The 16272-nt window shown below is 73.2% G+C and carries 16 protein-coding genes; 5 read left to right on the top strand and 11 right to left on the bottom strand.

Translation table 11 applies throughout. From position 1 onward, the window contains the following. Nucleotides 1-61 precede the first annotated feature (61 nt). The 6 genes from L3i22_RS27465 to L3i22_RS27440 form a co-directional block, all read right to left on the bottom strand. Nucleotides 62-1261 (bottom strand): MFS transporter, encoded by a 1200-nt coding sequence (locus L3i22_RS27465; RefSeq protein ID WP_221320422.1) that lies wholly within the window; start codon nucleotides 1259-1261, stop codon nucleotides 62-64. A 40-nt stretch (nucleotides 1262-1301) separates the two neighbouring features. Next, nucleotides 1302-2147, bottom strand: a complete 846-nt coding sequence (locus tag L3i22_RS27460) for a PHP domain-containing protein (RefSeq protein WP_221320421.1) — start codon at nucleotides 2145-2147, stop codon at nucleotides 1302-1304. A 231-nt stretch (nucleotides 2148-2378) separates the two neighbouring features. Beyond that, nucleotides 2379-3410, bottom strand: coding sequence for an ABC transporter permease (locus L3i22_RS27455; RefSeq protein ID WP_221320420.1), 1032 nt, complete (start codon nucleotides 3408-3410; stop codon nucleotides 2379-2381). 233 nt (nucleotides 3411-3643) lie between these two features. Beyond that, on the bottom strand, nucleotides 3644-3844 hold the full coding sequence (locus L3i22_RS27450) for a hypothetical protein (RefSeq protein ID WP_221320419.1): 201 nt from the start codon (nucleotides 3842-3844) through the stop codon (nucleotides 3644-3646). A 3-nt stretch (nucleotides 3845-3847) separates the two neighbouring features. After that, nucleotides 3848-4186, bottom strand: a complete 339-nt coding sequence (locus tag L3i22_RS27445; protein WP_221320418.1) for a VOC family protein — start codon at nucleotides 4184-4186, stop codon at nucleotides 3848-3850. 2 nt (nucleotides 4187-4188) lie between these two features. Continuing rightward, nucleotides 4189-5433 (bottom strand): MFS transporter, encoded by a 1245-nt coding sequence (locus tag L3i22_RS27440; protein WP_255657168.1) that lies wholly within the window; start codon nucleotides 5431-5433, stop codon nucleotides 4189-4191. A 62-nt stretch (nucleotides 5434-5495) separates the two neighbouring features. On the opposite strand from L3i22_RS27440, the gene L3i22_RS27435 reads away from it, so the two are divergent. Continuing rightward, nucleotides 5496-8159 carry a LuxR C-terminal-related transcriptional regulator gene (locus L3i22_RS27435; protein WP_221320416.1) on the top strand — a complete coding sequence of 888 codons (2664 nt, stop codon included), beginning with the start codon at nucleotides 5496-5498 and terminating at the stop codon, nucleotides 8157-8159. 92 nt (nucleotides 8160-8251) lie between these two features. Here L3i22_RS27435 and L3i22_RS27430 read toward each other — a convergent pair whose 3' ends face one another. From L3i22_RS27430 to L3i22_RS27420, 3 genes are all read right to left on the bottom strand, one after another. Beyond that, a complete protein-coding gene (locus tag L3i22_RS27430) occupies nucleotides 8252-9067 on the bottom strand; it encodes a discoidin domain-containing protein (RefSeq protein WP_221320415.1) in 816 nt (271 codons plus the stop codon). 68 nt (nucleotides 9068-9135) lie between these two features. After that, nucleotides 9136-10884, bottom strand: a complete 1749-nt coding sequence (locus L3i22_RS54415) for a bifunctional diguanylate cyclase/phosphodiesterase (RefSeq protein ID WP_221320414.1) — start codon at nucleotides 10882-10884, stop codon at nucleotides 9136-9138. Between the two features lie 19 nt (nucleotides 10885-10903). Then, nucleotides 10904-12088, bottom strand: a complete 1185-nt coding sequence (locus L3i22_RS27420; RefSeq protein ID WP_221320413.1) for an FIST signal transduction protein — start codon at nucleotides 12086-12088, stop codon at nucleotides 10904-10906. A gap of 93 nt (nucleotides 12089-12181) precedes the next feature. Between L3i22_RS27420 and L3i22_RS27415 the strand changes: the two genes are divergently transcribed. Next, on the top strand, nucleotides 12182-12550 hold the full coding sequence (locus L3i22_RS27415; protein WP_221320412.1) for a VOC family protein: 369 nt from the start codon (nucleotides 12182-12184) through the stop codon (nucleotides 12548-12550). Nucleotides 12551-12554: 4 nt separating this feature from the next. Here the strand turns inward: L3i22_RS27415 and L3i22_RS27410 are convergent, their stop codons facing one another. Beyond that, nucleotides 12555-12920 (bottom strand): TetR family transcriptional regulator C-terminal domain-containing protein, encoded by a 366-nt coding sequence (locus L3i22_RS27410; RefSeq protein ID WP_221320411.1) that lies wholly within the window; start codon nucleotides 12918-12920, stop codon nucleotides 12555-12557. A gap of 79 nt (nucleotides 12921-12999) precedes the next feature. Between L3i22_RS27410 and L3i22_RS27405 the strand changes: the two genes are divergently transcribed. The 3 genes from L3i22_RS27405 to L3i22_RS27395 all read left to right on the top strand — a co-directional run bounded on the left by L3i22_RS27405 (nucleotide 13000) and on the right by L3i22_RS27395 (nucleotide 15429). Continuing rightward, complete coding sequence (locus tag L3i22_RS27405) at nucleotides 13000-13731, top strand: alpha/beta fold hydrolase (protein ID WP_221320410.1); 732 nt, start codon at nucleotides 13000-13002, stop codon at nucleotides 13729-13731. A 73-nt stretch (nucleotides 13732-13804) separates the two neighbouring features. Further along, nucleotides 13805-14191, top strand: a complete 387-nt coding sequence (locus L3i22_RS27400; protein WP_221320409.1) for a hypothetical protein — start codon at nucleotides 13805-13807, stop codon at nucleotides 14189-14191. A 119-nt stretch (nucleotides 14192-14310) separates the two neighbouring features. Next, nucleotides 14311-15429 carry an IS630 family transposase gene (locus L3i22_RS27395; RefSeq protein ID WP_221320408.1) on the top strand — a complete coding sequence of 373 codons (1119 nt, stop codon included), beginning with the start codon at nucleotides 14311-14313 and terminating at the stop codon, nucleotides 15427-15429. A 35-nt stretch (nucleotides 15430-15464) separates the two neighbouring features. On the opposite strand, the gene L3i22_RS27390 is transcribed toward L3i22_RS27395, so the two are convergent. Further along, the gene (locus L3i22_RS27390) at nucleotides 15465-16268 is read right to left on the bottom strand and encodes a metallophosphoesterase (RefSeq protein WP_221320407.1); all 804 of its coding nucleotides are present in this window, start codon (nucleotides 16266-16268) and stop codon (nucleotides 15465-15467) included. Nucleotides 16269-16272: the final 4 nt, after the last annotated feature.

Here is a 16272-nt window from a genome sequence, read left to right as displayed (position 1 = left end):
ACCCCGGCGTGATCACCGCCGGACTCTTCCAAAAACCGGGACTAGACACAAGCAGGGGGTGTTATGCGGGGACCTTCTCGCGGGCGGACATGGGGGTGTGGAGGGTCCACATGAGGGCGGAGGCGGCTGCTGCCACGACGGCGAGGGCCAGCCAGGGAACTGCCGGGCCGGTCGAGTAGAGGGCGGTGAAGAACGTCGGGGCCAGGATGTTCGCGAACGCGAACGTGTACTGGTAGACCGCCAGGTATCGGCCGCGCTGGGCGGGCGGCGCGGCGGCCGACGACAGCGCGTTCGAGATCGGCGCGTGGATCAGGTCGGCGCCGGCGTAGAAGAGCATTCCGGCCAGCAGGCACGGGATCAGCGCCCAGCCCGGCACGCCCGCCGCCGCGGCGTAGACCAGCGCCCACACCACCCAGAGCAGGCCGGCCAGCACCAGCGCCCGGGCCCGGGACAGCGGCCGGACCAGCCGGACCGCGAGGCGCTGGCCGGTGGCGAGCAGCACGGTGTTCGCGGCCAGCAGCGGCCCGACGATCCAGGCCGGCGCGGACAGCCCGTCGATCAGGTAGACCGGCACCGCCACGCCGATGAAGATGCTGCACAGCGCGTAGATTGTGTTCACCGCGATGAGCAGCAGATACGGCCGGTCACGCAGCATCAGCCGGTATCCGCCACCGGTCGCGGGAGCCGGCGACGGCAGGGCGCCGCGCGGCACGAGCAGCAGCAGCGCCGCCGAGAGCAGGAAGCTGGCTGCGTTCAGGTAGACGACCGCCTGGTACCACGAGTACGCCACCGCGAGCCCGCCGATCAGCGTGCCCACCCCGGTCGCGCCCATCTGGATCATGCCGGCCAGCGCGAACCGGCGATCCGCCCGCCGGCCGTCCTCGCCGGGCTCGGCCAGGCCGGCGACGACCGAGAAGAACGAGGACCAGAACAGGCGCTGCCCGACGGCCGCGACGATCGCCACGGCCAGCAGCGTGCCGGGGCCGCTGACCAGGACGTACGCCGCGTAGGCCGCGCCCTGCAGCAGCTGCGCGGCGAGAATCCGGGAGAGCGGCCGGGTGCGGTCCGCGACGTGCCCGACGAGCAGTGGCACCGGCAGCGAGACCAGTGCCCCGAGGCTCAGCAGCGGGCCGACCGTGCTCAGCCCCAGCCCGCTGACCTCGGTGAAGTAGAGCAGCGAGACCGGCAGCAACAGACCGCTGCCGAGCATGTCGACCGCGAGGGCCAGGCCGAGCGCGATGAGTTTCCGACGATCCGTCACCGGGAGTGTCTAGCGTCCGGAAGCGCCCGTGGCTACCGATTTACGAGCTTCGACCCCAGAGCGCGTACGGCGTCGGCCCCGCCCGGAATCCGAACGCCTCCGCCATCGCCGCCGCCTCCCGGAAGCCGTGCGCGACGAGCTCGGGCTGGTGCGCGTCGCTGCCGAAGCTCACCGCGGCGCCACCCTCCTCGTGCCACCAGCGCAGGATCGTGGCGTCCAGCGGGATCCGGGTGTTGATCTCCAGGGCGCGGCCGGACTCGGCGGTGGCCTTCAACGCGTACCGAAACTCGTCCTTGAATTTTTCCGGGTCGAACGGCCCGGACCGATCGGCGGGCCAGAACCGCAGCGGATAGTCGATGTGCGCCAGCACCGCGAACGGGTGGCTGCCGGCGACCATCCGGGGGATCTCGGCCAGGTACTCCCGGACCAGCTCGGCCGGGTCGCGATGCGGGAACAGCGCCCACGGCTCGGCGTGGCCGGCCCCGTCCGGCAGGCAGTGCAGCGAGCCGAGGACCCGGTCGAACGGGCCGGCGGCCAGGATCTTGGCGATCTGGTCCGGGTACCAGTGCGGCTCGCCGATCTCCAGGCCGGTCAGGATGCGCAGGCCGGGGAAGCGGTCCCGGCAGCGCTCGATCGCGGCGAGGTAGCCCTCGGCGTCGAACGGGGGCGGGGTGAGCAGGCCGTCCGCGTCGGCGGCGGCGGTCAGGCTGTCGCTGCGGTACGGCCCGTCGGTCGGCACCGCCCAGCGGGTGTGGTCGACGTGCTCGGTGAACGCGATCACCGGCAGGCCGATCGCGACGGCTTGCGCGCAGGAGCCCTCCATCGACCCGGTCAGGGTGTCCCACGACCACTCGCTGTGCACATGGCTGTCCGCCGGCAGGCTCATCCGTCTCACGCTAGTGGCGCTGGGTGAACGCGATCCGTCCGGTCGCCGGAAAGGGGCCGGGGTCACTGCCCGGTGCCGCTCCCGCAACATGTTGACGTGTTGACTTGACTGTATGGATCGGCGCAGCGTCATCGTTGACCAAGAACGTCATGTCAAGTCAACACGTCAATGTGGCGTCATCATGAGGCCGATGAGCGGCGGCCCCTGCGTGGTACGTGCCGGTCGTGCCGGTCAGGCCGGGACGGCGACCGGCCGGGACTGCTCGGCGGCCTCGTCCACCCCGGCGCGGCGGGTCGAGCGCAAGCCGCTGACCAGGCACAGCAGGGCGCCGGCCGCCAGCCACGCGAACAGCACGACCAGCGGCCGCAGGGCGCCGTTGCCGTCGAAGAACGCCACCGAGCGCAGCAGCGTCGAGGCCGCGCCCGGCGGCAGGAACTGGCCGACCGTGCCGGACCAGCCGGGCAGCATCTCCGGGGCGCTGGTCGCGCCGGAGAGCGGGTTCCCGAGCAGCATCATGATCACCGCGCCGAGCCCGAACCCGGCGGTGCCGAGCAGCGACTCGAAGCCCAGGATGGTCAGCGCGGTGGCGGCCAGGCTCAGCGCCATCACGCCGGAGTTCGCCAGGTAGTCGCCCTCCAGCGAGCCGAGCCAGAACTGCAGGATCGCGGCCATCGCGAGTCCGCCGAGCACCGCGTAGCCGAGCGCCCCGGCGACCTTGCGGCCGGTGCCGCGGACCCGGGCGGTGAGCAGCACCGCGGCGAGCATGCCGCCGAGCACCATCGGCAGCGCGGCCGCGGCCAGCCCGGTGCCGCGCGGGTCGTCGGCCGGCAGCGGGACGACGTCCCGCACCGGGACAGCCGTGGTGGCGGGGGCGCCGGCCGTGGTGGCGGGAGAGGCGGCCAGGGCGGTCGCCACCGCCTGCAGGGTCTGCGCGACCACCGGGCTGGCCGCGGAGGCGGTGAGGACCTGCGGGGATCCGGTGGTGAGGTCGATCGCCCCGTACACCTCGCGGTTCTTGATCGCGGCCTCGGCCGCGGCGGTGTCGGCGACCGCGGTGACCTCGAAGGCGCCCGGGCGGTTCTTCGCCAGGGCGGCGGTGACCTGCGCGGTGGCGGCCGGGGGACCGGCGACCGCGATCGGCACGTCGTGCACCGCGGACCGCGCGGCGGGCCAGGCGAACGCGGTCAGCAGCACGCTGATGATCAGCGTGAGCAGGGCGACGGTGGCCGCGACGCGCGGCCACGGGGTCGGGGCCGGGTTCATGACAACTCCTAAAAGAGAACGACCATTCGTTTTCAAGCTAGGAGCAGACGGTGTGTCGTGTCAAGAACGAGCGTTCGCTTTACGGCGGGACGTGGCGAGGATCCCCGGAAACGCGCTGAGCCCCCGCCGGGTGGCGAGGATCCCCGGAAACGCGCTGAGCCCCCGCCGGGTGGCGAGGATCCCCGGAGACGCGCTGAGCCCCCGCCGGGTGGCGAGGGCTCGGACACGGGCGGCTACTTCGCGGCGCGGCGCCGGAAATACGGCCGGCTGAACAGGTAGAGCCCGGTGAACAGCAACAGGGCGAGCGGCACCAGCGGCACGTAGGAGACCCAGACGATCGGCTCCTCCCGGGCCAGGGCGACGAATGTGATGATCACCGTCGCGGTGAAGACGACGGACGTCCAGCGGTGGAAGACCCGGATCCGGCGGCTCATCGGTCAGCTGTCCTGGAGCAGGCCGAGCACGGTCCCGTCCGGGTCGGTCACGGTGGCCACCTGCCGGCCGCCGCCGACGTCGTGCGGCTGCTCGCGGGCCACGCCGCCGGCCGCGGTCACTTCGGCGACCTTGGCGGCGATGTCCGGGACGGCCCAGTACACGACGGGCGCCGCCACGTCGCCCTTGGCCGGCAGCAGCCCGATGTGCTGGCCGCCGGTGTCGAAGCCGACGTAGTACGAGGTGTCGGTCTGCGGCGCGATCCCGAGCAGGACGGTGTAGAACGCCTTCGCCGCGTCCAGGTCGGACACCGAGTGCAGCACGGTCTTGATCCCCTGAGTCATGGTCACTCCTCCAGTTCGTTCGGTGCACCCAGCCTCGCGGTCAGGGGACTCCGCGCGCATCCGTGGCGACCACGGAACCGGCCACCGAGCCGGCCCCTGACCGCGACCCCGACGGCCACCCCGAGACCGACCGTGACCAGCCCGGACAGCAACAGGACGGCCTGCGCGCCGAGCACCGACACCAGCGGCCCGCCGAGCGCCGTGCCGACCGAGGTGGCCGGTACGGTCAGCGCCGCCCGGGCCGCGAGGACCCGGCTGATCGCGGCCGGCGGCGTCCCGCGCTGGAACAGCGCCGTGGAGATCGCCGTGTACGGCCCCCAGATCAGCCCGCCGAACGCCAGCCCGGCCATCCCCGGCCAGATCGCGTCGAACAGCCCCAGCGGGACCAGGGCGGCACCCCAGCCGACGATGATCGCCACGACCACGTACCGGGGCGGGAAGCGGGCCAGCAGCCCGGCGCCGAGCGCCCCGGCCGTCGCGCCCACCCCGAACACCGTCCAGTACAGGCCGAGCAGCCCGGCCGACCCGTGCAGGTCCTCGGCGACGTGCACCGGCAGGGCGACCTCCACCGGCCCGTACAGGAAGAAGAAGGCCATCGTGACGACGAGCAGGCCGAGCAGCCGCGGCCGGGCCCGGATCGTCGCCCACGCCCCGGCCGCCGACTCGGTCGCCGCCACCCGCCGGGCCGAGACCGACCACGCCGCCACCGCGAGGACCGCGAAGCTCAGCGCGTCGGCGCCGATCACCCAGCCCGGCCCGGCCAGCCCGGTCAGCGCGCCGGCGATCGCCGGGCCGACCACGATCGACGCCTGGGTGAACGTGGAGAGCAGCGCGTTGCCGGCCACCCGCTGCTCCTCCGGCAACAGCTCGGCGACCAGGGTGTACGCCCCGGCGCTGCCCCAGGCGTGCAGGAGCGACGAGACGGCGAGCAGGACGACGTACAGCGAAGGGTTCAGATGACCGGTGACCGCGAGCGTCGCCACCGCCCCGAGCGCCACCGCCCGCAGCGTCGCGTCGGCGGCGACCAGCCGGGCGGCCCGCAGGCCGCGCATGAACCGGGACAGCACGGCGGCGCCGATCGACGCCGGCAGCGCGTAGGCGGCGACCGCGAGCCCGGTCCACACCCCGGCCTGCCCGGGCGGCGCGATCCGGACCGCCAGCCAGGCGACCGCGACCAGGCTCATCCCGTCGCCGAGCGCCGACACCAGCAGGCCCGGCATCACCGGATGTCTCAGCAGTTCACGCATGCTCTGATCCTCGCGTCGCGCGGTCCGTTCCGGCATCCGTGCCGGGCGCGGATAATGACGCCATGACGACCACGGATGTCTCGGCCCGGGAGGGCGAGGTGCTCGCCCTGGTGGGGCAGCATCTCAGCAACGCCGAGATCGCCGCGCGGCTGTTCATCTCGGTGCGCACCGTGGAGAGTCACGTCTCCGCGCTGCTGCGGAAACTCGACGTCGCCGACCGGCGCGCGCTCGCCGCGGTCAGGGGTCCCGCGGCCCGGCCGGCGTTGCCGGCGCCACTCACGTCGTTCGTCGGCCGGGCCGCCGAGAGCGCGCGGCTCCGCGCACTTCTCGCCGAGAACCGGCAGGTCACCGCGGTCGGGCCGGGCGGCGTCGGGAAGACCCGGCTGGCCCTGGCGGTCGCCGCGGAGATCGCCGGCGAGCACGCCGACGGCGTCTGGTTCGTCGACCTGGTCCCGGTGACCGGGCCCGGCCCGTGCGTGGTCGCGGCCGCGGTCGCCGCGGCGATGGGCCTCGGCGAGCAGCTGGGCCGGGCGATGGACGAGTCGGTGGTCGACGCCCTCGCCGACCGCGAGGTGCTCCTGCTGCTGGACAACTGCGAGCAGGTCCGCGACGGCGTCGCCCCGTTCCTGGAGAAACTGCTCCGCACGTGTCCGAAAGTGACCGTGCTGGCCACCAGCCGGGCGCGGCTCGTGGTCCCGTTCGAGCGGGTCTTCCCGGTGCCGCCGCTCTCCCTCGACGGTGAGGGCGACTCGGACGCGGTCGCGTTGTTCCTGGACCGGGCCGCCGCCGCGAGCTGGCCGCCCAACCACGCGCTGCGCGACCCGATCGCCGCGTTCTGCCGGCGGCTCGACGGGATGGCGCTGGCCATCGAGATCGCCGCGGCGCGCTGGCCGGCGCTCGGCCTGGACGGGCTGACCGCCGGCCTCGACGACCCGCTGCGGATGCTGGAAGGCGGCTCCCGCAGCGACGAACGGCACCGGTCGGTCCGTGCCGCCCTCGACTGGAGCCACGCGTTGCTGTCCGCGGATGATCAGGCGCTGCTGCGGCGGCTCGCGGTCTTCGTCGCGCCGTTCACGCTGCCGGCCGCGGCCGAGGTCGCCGGCGCGACCGCCGACGGCCTGGCCCGCCTCGCCGAACAGAGCCTGCTGACCGTCACGCCCGGGCCCGAGGTGACCGAGTTCCGATTATTGACGACCATTCGGCAGTACGGCGGTGAGCGGCTCACCCTGGCCGGCGAACTCGACGACGCCCGGGCCCGGCATCTGCGCTGGTGCCAGGCCCAGGCCGGCGCGCTCGCGGGGACCGGGCCGGACTGGCGGATCCGCTTCGACGCGATCGCCGACGACCTGCGGGCGGCGCAGGACTGGGCGTCCGACTTCGAGCTCGCCCGGCAGCTCGCCGAGCTGACCTTCGCGCGGCAGCTCACCGCCGAGTCGCAGATCCGGTTCGAGCAGGCCGCCGGGCTGGCCACCGACCCGGCCGTGGCCGCCGAGATGTTCCGGCAGGCGGCCGCGGTCGCCGGGTGCCGGATCCGGGGCGACGACATGTACCGGTACCTGCGGGCGGCCGCCGCGGTGACGCCGTCGCGCGCCGACGCGGCCCGGGACCTGGCGGTCGCGGCGACCAGCGCGTACCGGTTCTGGGGCAAGTTCGAGCGGTTGCCGGACCGGGCGGAGACGCTCGGCCTGGTCGCCTCGGCGCGGGAGCTGGCCGGGGACTCGCCGGTCGCCCGGGCGGCGGTGGCGCTGGCCGAGGCCGGGGTGCTGTCGGACGCGTTCGGGGCCGCTCAGGGGCCGGTGGAGAACGCCGTACCGGAAACGATCGCCCGCGCTCAGCGGGCTGTTGACCTTGCCCATGACCTCGGTGACCCGCTCGCGGAGTCGGCCGCGCTGGACGCGCTGATCGGGGCGCACAGCTGGGCGGGGGACACGTTCGCGACGGCGGCGACCGCGCGGCGGCGGGTCCGGCTGCTCGCGCCGCTGCCGGAGACCCCGGCGGTGGCGCACGAGCGGCTGGACGCGCTCGGGATGGCGGCCGAGACGGCGCTCGGGGCCGGGGATCTGCCGGGCGCCCGGCGGGCCGGACGGCAGCTGGCCGGGCATCCGATGCTGACCGAGGTCGGTCATCGGGCCACCTGCTGGCTGCTGGTCACCGAGGTGCTGGCCGGGAACCTGGACGAGGCCCTGGCCGTGAGCGAGCGGTTCCGGGAGGCGTGGCAGCGGGCCGGACGACCGCCGTCGCCGGCGCTCGCACCGGCGGCGGCCGCGGTCGCGCTGGTCCACGGCCTGCGGTCGTCCCCGGCCGAGCAGGCGGAGTGGCAGGCCGTGGTGGAGCGGATGGGGATCACCCCGGAGTACACGTACGGGTTCGGGGCGGTCTTCGACACGATCCTGCTGCTGGACCAGGGGCGGGCTACCGAGGCCGCGGAACGGACCGCCCTGGCGCCGGACGAGATCTGGAAGTGGGTCACCTGGATCTGGCTGCACTGGTACGTGGCGCTGCGGGCGGAGGCGGCGGTCCTGGCCGGATCGCCGGACGCGGCGGCCCGGATCGCCGTGGCGCGCGACGTGGTCGAGGGCAACCCGGTCGCGGCGGCCCTGGTCGAGCGGGCCGACGCGCTGCTCGCGGGCGACCACGACCGGGTGCTGGCGACCGCGGCCGCCTTCGAGGCGGCCGGTTGTCCCTATCAGGCGGCCCGCTCGAGGACCCTGCGGCCGGTGGCGTAGCCGGGCCGGGACAGCACCCGGCTTCCCCATGGCCGCACACGCTGTCCATGGTCGACAACGGTGCGCTGCTCCGGCCGTACCGAAGGAAGGTTTTAGCGAATTTCGAATTCCAGCAGGGAGTAACCGTATTCGCTGACCCGTTTCAGGCCGACCATCCGGACGTAGCGGGCGACCGCGCCCTTCGCCGGGATCTCCTCGGTGCCGCCCCGGCCGGTCGTCGTCGAGTAGATCTTCGTCCACTTCTTGCCGTCCAGGGACGTCTCGACCCGGTAGCTCGCGCCGTAGGACCGCTCCCAGACCAGGGTCACGCTGGTGAGCCGCCACGGCGCCCGCAGGTCGGCGCGGATCCACTGGGTGCTCGTGAAGGCGCTCGACCAGCGGGTGTCCGGGTCGCCGTCGCAGGCGTACTTCGGCAGCCACGGGTCGGACTCGCTGCCCGAGGCGGTGCAGACGCCACGCAGGGCGAGGTTGGCCCCGGCCGGGTTCGGCTTGCCGGCCGGCTGCGCGCTCTTGATCGGGGCCGGTGGGGCGGTCGGGGGCAGCGGCGCCGGGGATCCGGCCGCCGCCACCGGGCCGCCGGCCGGTCCGGACGGCTCCTCGGCCGGGCCCGAGACCGCCGGGAAGGTGGTCGGCGCGGACGGCGCCGGGCTCGCGGCGGCGTCCGATTGCCATCGGTACGCGACCCCGGCGCCCGCCGCGGCGACGAGCACGAGCAGCCCGGCCAGCAGACCGCTCCGGCCCCGGCGGCGCGGCGCCGGCACGGCAGGGGGCGGAGGCGGGGGCGGGGGCGGCGGCGCCGAGGTCAACGGCGCGGCCGGCCCCGGCCGTGGTGGCAGGGACGGCATCCGGGTCAGCCGCAGATTCTCGGCCCGCGACCGCGAGCGCCGTTCATCGTCGGATTCGGCCACACACGCCCCCTTGTACTCACACGACGGTGAGTATCTTGACGTATCCGGATTTCGGTTCCGGAACCGCCTCACGCTGCCCGTTGCACCGACTCACCCGTGCCCAGGCTGGCCAGCAGATCTTCCGGATGCACCGGCCGGCACAGGTGATAGCCCTGGCCCAGATCGCAGCCGAGCAGTCGCATCGCGTTGCGTTGCGCCTCCGTCTCGATGCCCTCGACCACGGTCCGCAGCCGCAGCGTCCGGGCCAGCTCGACGATCGTCCGGATCACCGCGAGGTCGGCCGTGGTCGGGTTCTCCCGGCTGATGAACGCCCGGTCGATCTTCAACTCGTCCACCGGCAGCCGCTGCAGGTAGGACAGTGACGAGTAGCCGGTCCCGAAGTCGTCGATGGACACGTCCACGCCCAGGTCCTGCAGGTCGCGCAGCGAGGCGATGGCGATCTTCGGGTCGGTCATCAGCACCGACTCGGTCAGCTCCAGGGTGACCGCCTCCGGGGGCATCCGGGTGTCGCCGAGCATCCGTTCGACGTCCGCCGCGAACGCCGGGTCGGTCAGCTGGCGCCCCGACACGTTGATGTTGAGGCCCAGGTCCGGCCGGGTCCGGCGCCACACCGCGGCCTGCCGCCCGGCGGTGTTCAGCACCCAGCGGCCCAGGTCGCCGATCAGCCCGGTCTCCTCGGCCATCGGCACGAAGTCGGCCGGGGAGACGTAGCCGCGGTCCGGGTTCTGCCAGCGCACCAGGGCCTCGACGCCGACCGTCCGGCCGGTGCCCAGGTCGATCAGCGGCTGGTACTGCAGCCGGAACTCGCCCAGGGTCAGCGCCCGCTGCAGGTCGCCGTTGAGGGTCAGCCGGGCCAGCGCCTCGGCGTGCATCTGCGGCTCGAACAGCACCACCCGGCCGGAGCCCGCGGTCTTGGCCCGGTACATCGCCACGTCGGCGTTGCCGAGGATCTCGCCCGGGGCGCCGCCCGGGCCGGCCGCGATGCCGATGCTCGCGCCGATGAACACCTCCTGCCCGGCCACCGCGAACGGCACCTTGATCGCGTCGATCAGGCGCTGCGCGACCGGGACCGCGTGCTCCGCCTCGCAGTCGCTGAGCAGCACCGCGAACTCGTCCCCGCCGATCCGGGCCGCGGTGTCGGTCGGGCGCAGGCAGCCGCGGATCCGCCCGGCGACCAGGCCGAGCAGCTCGTCGCCGGCCCGGTGCCCGAGACTGTCGTTGACCGCCTTGAACCGGTCCAGGTCGATGAAGAGCACGCTGGTCGGGGTGTTGCCGGCCAGCCGGTCGGCAAGCATCTCCAGGAACAGCACCCGGGTCGGCAGGCCGGTCAGCGAGTCGTGCCGGGCCTCGCGCAGCGAGTCGAGCAGGGCGAGGCGCTCGGCGGCCTCCCGCTCCCGCTCCTCGCGCAGCGCGCGCTCGGCGGTCAGCAGGCTGATGTTGGTCAGGGCCAGCCCGATGGTCTGCGCCATGGCCTGCAGGAGCTGCCGCTCCTCCGGTTCGAGCGGGTCGGTCTCCCGGGCGACCAGCAGCGCCCCGCCGGGGTTGCCGCCGAACCGGGCGGTGGTCACGTGCAGCTCGCCGAGCCCCGGAATGGTCAGCACGGCCGGGCGCTCGTCGCCGTTCAGCGCGGCCTCCAGCACCTCGCGGCCGACGCCCCAGGCGACCTCGACCCGCCCGTCGCGCAGCACCGCGCCGATCTCGGTCTCCAGCACCTCGGTGGCCCGCTCGACCGCGACCATGATCGCGGAGCCCTCCTGCTGCGGCGCGCAGACCGCGGCGAAGAACTCGGTGAGCTGATGGGTGGACCAGTGATTCATCGTGCCGTCCCCGCTCTCGTCAGGCCAGGGCGAACGTGACGAGGGTGAAGTGGTGCATGCCCATCGCGCCACGGGTCCGGCCGATCTCGCCGGTGCTGTAGAAACCGCCGTACGGGACGCCGTCGAGCCGTTTGCCGAACTCGGCGTTCTCCTGCTGCACGCCGTCCTCGCCGAGCTTGATCCACCGGCCGGCGCAGTCGAACACCAGCACGCCCAGCGCCGGCTCCCCGCCGAGCGCGTCCACCGCCTGGGCGGCCGCGTCGCCGGCGCAGTCCAGCAGCGAGTCGTGGGTGCTGGTCATCAGCCAGGCGAGCGCGCCCTGCGGCACGTCGGCCAGGCAGATCAGCGCCCGGTCGGCCCGGTCCCCGTCGTGGATCACCCGGATGTCCTCGCCGCTGCGCCGGGACAGCCCGAGCGGGTGGTGGAAGGCCAGCTCCCGGAAGGCGGCGGCGTCGTCGAGCGCGGACTCGTCGACGCCCATCCGGCGCAGGAACACGTCCAGGGCCGGCTCGCCGTCCAGCTCCAGCACCCGGCCCTCGCGGCTGCTCGTGACGACCAGGGCGTCGCCGTCCTTGCGCCAGCCGTGCGCGATGCCGACGCCGAGCGGCCGGTCCGAGCCGATCGCGATGCCGAGCACGGCGTCCGACAGGATCTCCACGCCGTCCCGGCCGCCGTGGAACTGGTAGGTCCGGACGTAGGTGAGCTCGTCCCCGGCCGCGCCGCCGACCAGCGGGACCGCGGCGCCCGCCACCGAGAACGCGCCCCGCACCACCTCGTGCTGGCTCCCGGTGACGCCGTCCGCGATCATCAGCAGCGCCCGGTGCCCGGAGTCGACGGCGGCCAGGCAGGACGCGGCCTCCGCGCCCGCCTCACGGAGGCGGCCGGTCACGCTTCGGGCCACATGCGTGCGTACGGCGAAGCCCGGCCCACCCCAGGCGGTGACCGCCACCCCGGACCGGCTCACCCGTCCGTCCGCGAGCTGCCCGGAGGTGCTGCACCCGACGATCACGGTGTCCGCCCCGATCTGCCCGCGCAGCGCGTCGAACAGCTCCGGCACCTGGTAGCCGATCGAGCAGAACACGAACACGATCGCCGGCTCCCGCCCCGCGAGAGCGGCGGTGGCCGCTTCGGCGCCGGCGGCGGCCGGGTCGCTCAGGGTGCTGTGTCCGGTGCCGAACCAGCGCTCGCTGCTGACGTGACTCATGCCGGGGACATCGGCGGATCGGAGCCCGAGTTGAGATCCCCTCCCGGCCCGCGCGGCCTCCGGGCGGTGGCGGGGCTCGGTAGAGTCCGGGCGGTGACCTCTATCGTCCGTAACGTCGCGTTCGACTGTGCCGATCCGTACGTCCTGGCGGTCTTCTGGAGCGAGGTGCTCGGCCACCCGGTCGACCCGGACTGTGCCCCCGGTGACGACGAGGTCGTCATCGTGGTGCCGGACGGCGCGAACTTCTACTTCCAGCGGGTCCCGGAGCCGAAGCGGGTCAAGAACCGGGTGCACGTCTGCCTGCAGTCGCCGGACCTGGGCCGGGACGCCGAGATCGAGCGCCTGATCGCGGCCGGGGCCACCCTGTCCGACGACCACCGCAGCCCGGGCGGCACCGGCTGGGCGGTCCTGCTGGACCCGGCCGGCAACGAGTTCTGCCTGACCGACGTCCCGGGCGGCTGACCGCTCAGCCGAAGATCAGGTCCAGCTGGTGCCGCAGCACCGCCTCGGCGGCCGCGGCGTCGCGCTGCCCGCCCAGGATGCTCGAGGTCAGGCCGTTGGCGAGGGCGAGCAGGCCGGCGGCGGTCAGCTCCGGCTCCGGGCGGGCGGCCAGCCGTAGTTGCTCGGCGAGCAGGCGCTCGATGAAGTCCGGGTACCGGGCGCCGTGCCGGATCAGGTCCGGCTCGGCGAGGACCAGGCTGTAGAACGCCGCCCAGGTCCGGGAGATCCGCACGCCCTCCGGGTCGGTGGGCAGCACGGCCAGCAGCGTCGCCGTCACGAACTCACGCGGCGGCGGGGGAGCGCCGGCCGCCGCCCGGGAGCGCTTCCTCACGCCGTACCGGAAAGCCTTTGATCTTCTCTGGCCCTCGCCGGTCGTGCCGGTCCGGGTCCGCACCGGTTACGGCGAAGCGGTGGGTTTCCGCAGTGGCGCGGCCGAGGGTGTGCCGGTCGTGCTCGTGCCGGGCTCCACCGGCAACGCCCTGACCTGGTATCGGTATGTCGAGACCCTCGGCCGCGAGCATCCGGTCATCGCGCTCGACCCGATCGGCGAGCCGGGTGAGGCGTCCCAGACCCGGCCGATCCGGGACGCCGGCGACGTCGCCGCGGCGCTCGAGGAGACCCTCGCCGGGCTCGGCGTGGAACGGGCCCACCTGGTCGGGATGTCCTATGGCGGCTGGGCGGTGCTGCGGCATGAGCTGGCCTTTCCCGGCCGCGCGGCGAGCCTGACGCTGCTCGATCCGGGCGGCTTCGGCCGCCTCGGCGCCAAGTTCTGGATCTGGCTGGCGGCCGGCGCGATCGCCGGGCTCGCTCCCGGTCCGCTGCGGCGCCGGCTTTCCCCTTTGGTACGCAACGCCGTGCTCCGTGACGAGAATCTGATCCGCCTCCTGCCGCTGGCCATGCGGTTCCGCCGGCGCCTGCCGCTGCCGGACACGGTGACCGACGCCGAGCTGGCCGCCCTGACCGTGCCCACGCTGATGATGCTCGGCGAGCACAGCGCGCTCTACTCGTCCATCGAGGTCGCCGCGCGGGTCCGCCGGGTGCTGCCGGCCGCGCGGGTCGAGATCGTGCCCGGCGCGTCGCACGACCTGCCCGCGCACTCGCCGGATCTGGTCGCTGAGCGGATTTCGGGTTTCATCCGATAGAGCGGCGGGTACAAGATCGTTACCTCCGGTTTGGCCGACAACCCTAAGGCCGTGTCGTGCGGAGGTGTCAGCGATGAACAGCATTATTCTGCTTGCCGTGTCGACGGTGACGATGGGCTTCTCGCCGCCCGCGGTGTCGTCCACAGCGCAGGTCTTCGACCGCGACAGCAGGTTGCTGGCGGAGGCGCGTTTCGATGCCCGGAGCGACAGTTTCGCGGTGACCAAGCAGGCCGGTTCGGACGGGCGGGCCTATCTGGAATACCGGTATCTTCGCACCGACGGGACACTGCAGACCGGCACCCATGCGGCCAGTCGTGAGCCGGGGGAGACGGTCCGGTTCCCGCACGACTTCACCGCCGGGCGCACGGTCACCTTCCGGGTCTGTGTCTCCGGCGAGCACGCCTTCAACGCGTGCAGCGCCGGCGCCGACGGGGAGAACTGGACGGTCGGTATCGCCTAGTGCGTTGACCACGAACGTTCACCGGGTCGGTGACACGCCGGATCGCCTCCGTCGGTAACTGCTGATGACGGCTCACTCTCAACGGCGGTGACATGCGTTGTTGAGAGTGAGGTGGCAGGTTGGCCGAGCCGGTCAGGGCACGGCGGTTGACGCAGGATGAGGGCCGCAAGCTGCAACAACTTGTCCGTAGGGGCAAGCACGATTCGGTCCGGGTACGCCGGGCGTTGATCATCATGGCGTCGGCGTCCGGGACGCCGGTTTCGGCAATCGCGAGCCTGATCGCCGGGCATGAGGACACCGTCCGGGACGTGATCCACTCGTTCAACGAGATCGGTCTTCGTGCGTTGGACCCTCAGTGGGCGGGAGGCCGTCCCCGCCGGATCAGTGACGACGATGAGGCATTCATCGTCGCGACGGCCACGGCCCGCCCGAGCACGCTCGGGCGGCCCTTCACCTGCTGGAGCCTGCGTAAACTCGCCGACTACCTGGCTACCGGCGCCGCCCGGCCGATCATGATCGGCCGGGAACGGCTGCGGCAGATCCTGCGCCGTAACGAGGTCAGCTGGCAGCGGACCCGCACCTGGAAGGAATCGAAGGACCCGGACTTCGACGCGAAACTCGACCGGATCGAGGAAGTCACCACCCGATTTCCCACCCGGTGTTTCGCGTTCGACCAGTTCGGGCCGCTCTCGATTCGTCCGCACCACGGCCGCGGCTGGGCACGACAATCGCATCCGGACCGACTGCCGGCGACCTACCACCGCACGCACGGCATCCGCTACTTCCACGGCTGTTACAGCCTCGGCGACGACCAGCTCTGGGGCGTGAACCGGCGTCGCAAAGGCGCAGATCACACCCTGTCCGCACTGAAAACGATCCGCAGGACGCGGCCGGACGGCGCCCCGATCTACGTCATCCTGGACAACCTGTCGGCGAACAAGACGCCGACGATCCGGGCCTGGGCGGTCCGGAACAAGGTCGAGTTGTGTCTCACGCCGACCAGTGCGTCCTGGGCGAACCCGATCGAGGCACAGTTCGGGCCCTTGCGCATGTTCACCATGGCGAACTCGGACCACCCGAACCACACCGTCTTGGCCCGCAAGCTGCAGAAATACTTGCGATGGCGTAACGCCAACGCCCGCCACCCCGACGTCCTGACCGCACAACGCCGTGAACGAGCCCGGATCCGCAGCGAACGACAACAACGCTGGGGCCGACCCCGAACGAAGGCCGCCTGACGGATCAGACCCGGCGAACGTTCGTGGTCAACGCACTAGGTCTGCTGCGTGGCGATGACCTCGGCGAGGCGCTCCGGGCCGACCTGGCCGATCAGCCGGCCCGCCTCCGGGTCGCGGGCGTGGACCGTGTGGATGGTCGGGCCGTCCACGTCGATCACGCTCGCCGAGGCGCCGGTCACGTAGCGGACCGTGTCCGGGGGAGCGGTGAGGTCGACCCGGCTGGCGACGCCGGGCGTGACCCAGACGGGGGTGTTCGCGAGAACGCCGTACGCCTGGGAATGGAAATGGCCGCACAGCATGAGGCGGACCTCGCGCCCGGCGATGGTCTCCGCCAGTTCCCCGGGGTCGCGCAGGCCCATCGCGGCCTGCGCGAGCATCCCGGGGACGGCGACCGGCGGATGGTGAAAGGCCAGCACGCTCGGTCCGATCAGAACATCATCGAGCCAGGACAATTGGGTACGGCTGATCCGCCCGTAGGACCGGCCCGGCACCACGGAGTCCAGCGTGATGATCCGGTAGCCGCCGATCACGCTGACCGCCGCCCGCTCCCCGCCGGCCGAGCGCAGCTCGCTCACCGGGTTCTCGTGCCCGCTGCCCAGGACCGCGGCGAACGCGGCCCGGTCGTCGTGGTTGCCGGCCGCGAAGATCGCCGGCCGGCCGATGATCTCCCGGGCCGCCCGGTAGGCCTCCGGCGAACCGTCGTCCGCGACGTCGCCGGTCACCACGACCACGTCGACGTCCGGGATGTCGGCGCAGTCCCGCAGCAGCTGCCGCAGCGTCTCGTGGGCCGGGCCCGGCTCGCGGGTCAGGTGGGTGTCCGACAGGTGCAGGATCCGCATGGGG

This window comes from Actinoplanes sp. L3-i22 (genome assembly GCF_019704555.1).
GTDB lineage: Bacteria > Actinomycetota > Actinomycetes > Mycobacteriales > Micromonosporaceae > Actinoplanes.
The sequence above is the reverse complement of the archived record's forward strand: the minus strand, read 5'-3'. Positions and strand labels throughout refer to the sequence as shown.

Coding starts and splice junctions, on each gene's coding strand:
- L3i22_RS27455 (WP_221320420.1), bottom strand. CDS start 3,410: ATGAACCCGGCCCCGACCCCGTGGCCGCGCGTCGCGGCCACCGTCGCC.
- L3i22_RS54415 (WP_221320414.1), bottom strand. CDS start 10,884: ATGAATCACTGGTCCACCCATCAGCTCACCGAGTTCTTCGCCGCGGTC.
- L3i22_RS27440 (WP_255657168.1), bottom strand. CDS start 5,433: ATGCGTGAACTGCTGAGACATCCGGTGATGCCGGGCCTGCTGGTGTCG.
- L3i22_RS27450 (WP_221320419.1), bottom strand. CDS start 3,844: ATGAGCCGCCGGATCCGGGTCTTCCACCGCTGGACGTCCGTCGTCTTC.
- L3i22_RS27435 (WP_221320416.1), top strand. CDS start 5,496: ATGACGACCACGGATGTCTCGGCCCGGGAGGGCGAGGTGCTCGCCCTG.
- L3i22_RS27460 (WP_221320421.1), bottom strand. CDS start 2,147: ATGAGCCTGCCGGCGGACAGCCATGTGCACAGCGAGTGGTCGTGGGAC.
- L3i22_RS27390 (WP_221320407.1), bottom strand. CDS start 16,268: ATGCGGATCCTGCACCTGTCGGACACCCACCTGACCCGCGAGCCGGGC.
- L3i22_RS27445 (WP_221320418.1), bottom strand. CDS start 4,186: ATGACTCAGGGGATCAAGACCGTGCTGCACTCGGTGTCCGACCTGGAC.
- L3i22_RS27420 (WP_221320413.1), bottom strand. CDS start 12,088: ATGAGTCACGTCAGCAGCGAGCGCTGGTTCGGCACCGGACACAGCACC.
- L3i22_RS27400 (WP_221320409.1), top strand. CDS start 13,805: ATGAACAGCATTATTCTGCTTGCCGTGTCGACGGTGACGATGGGCTTC.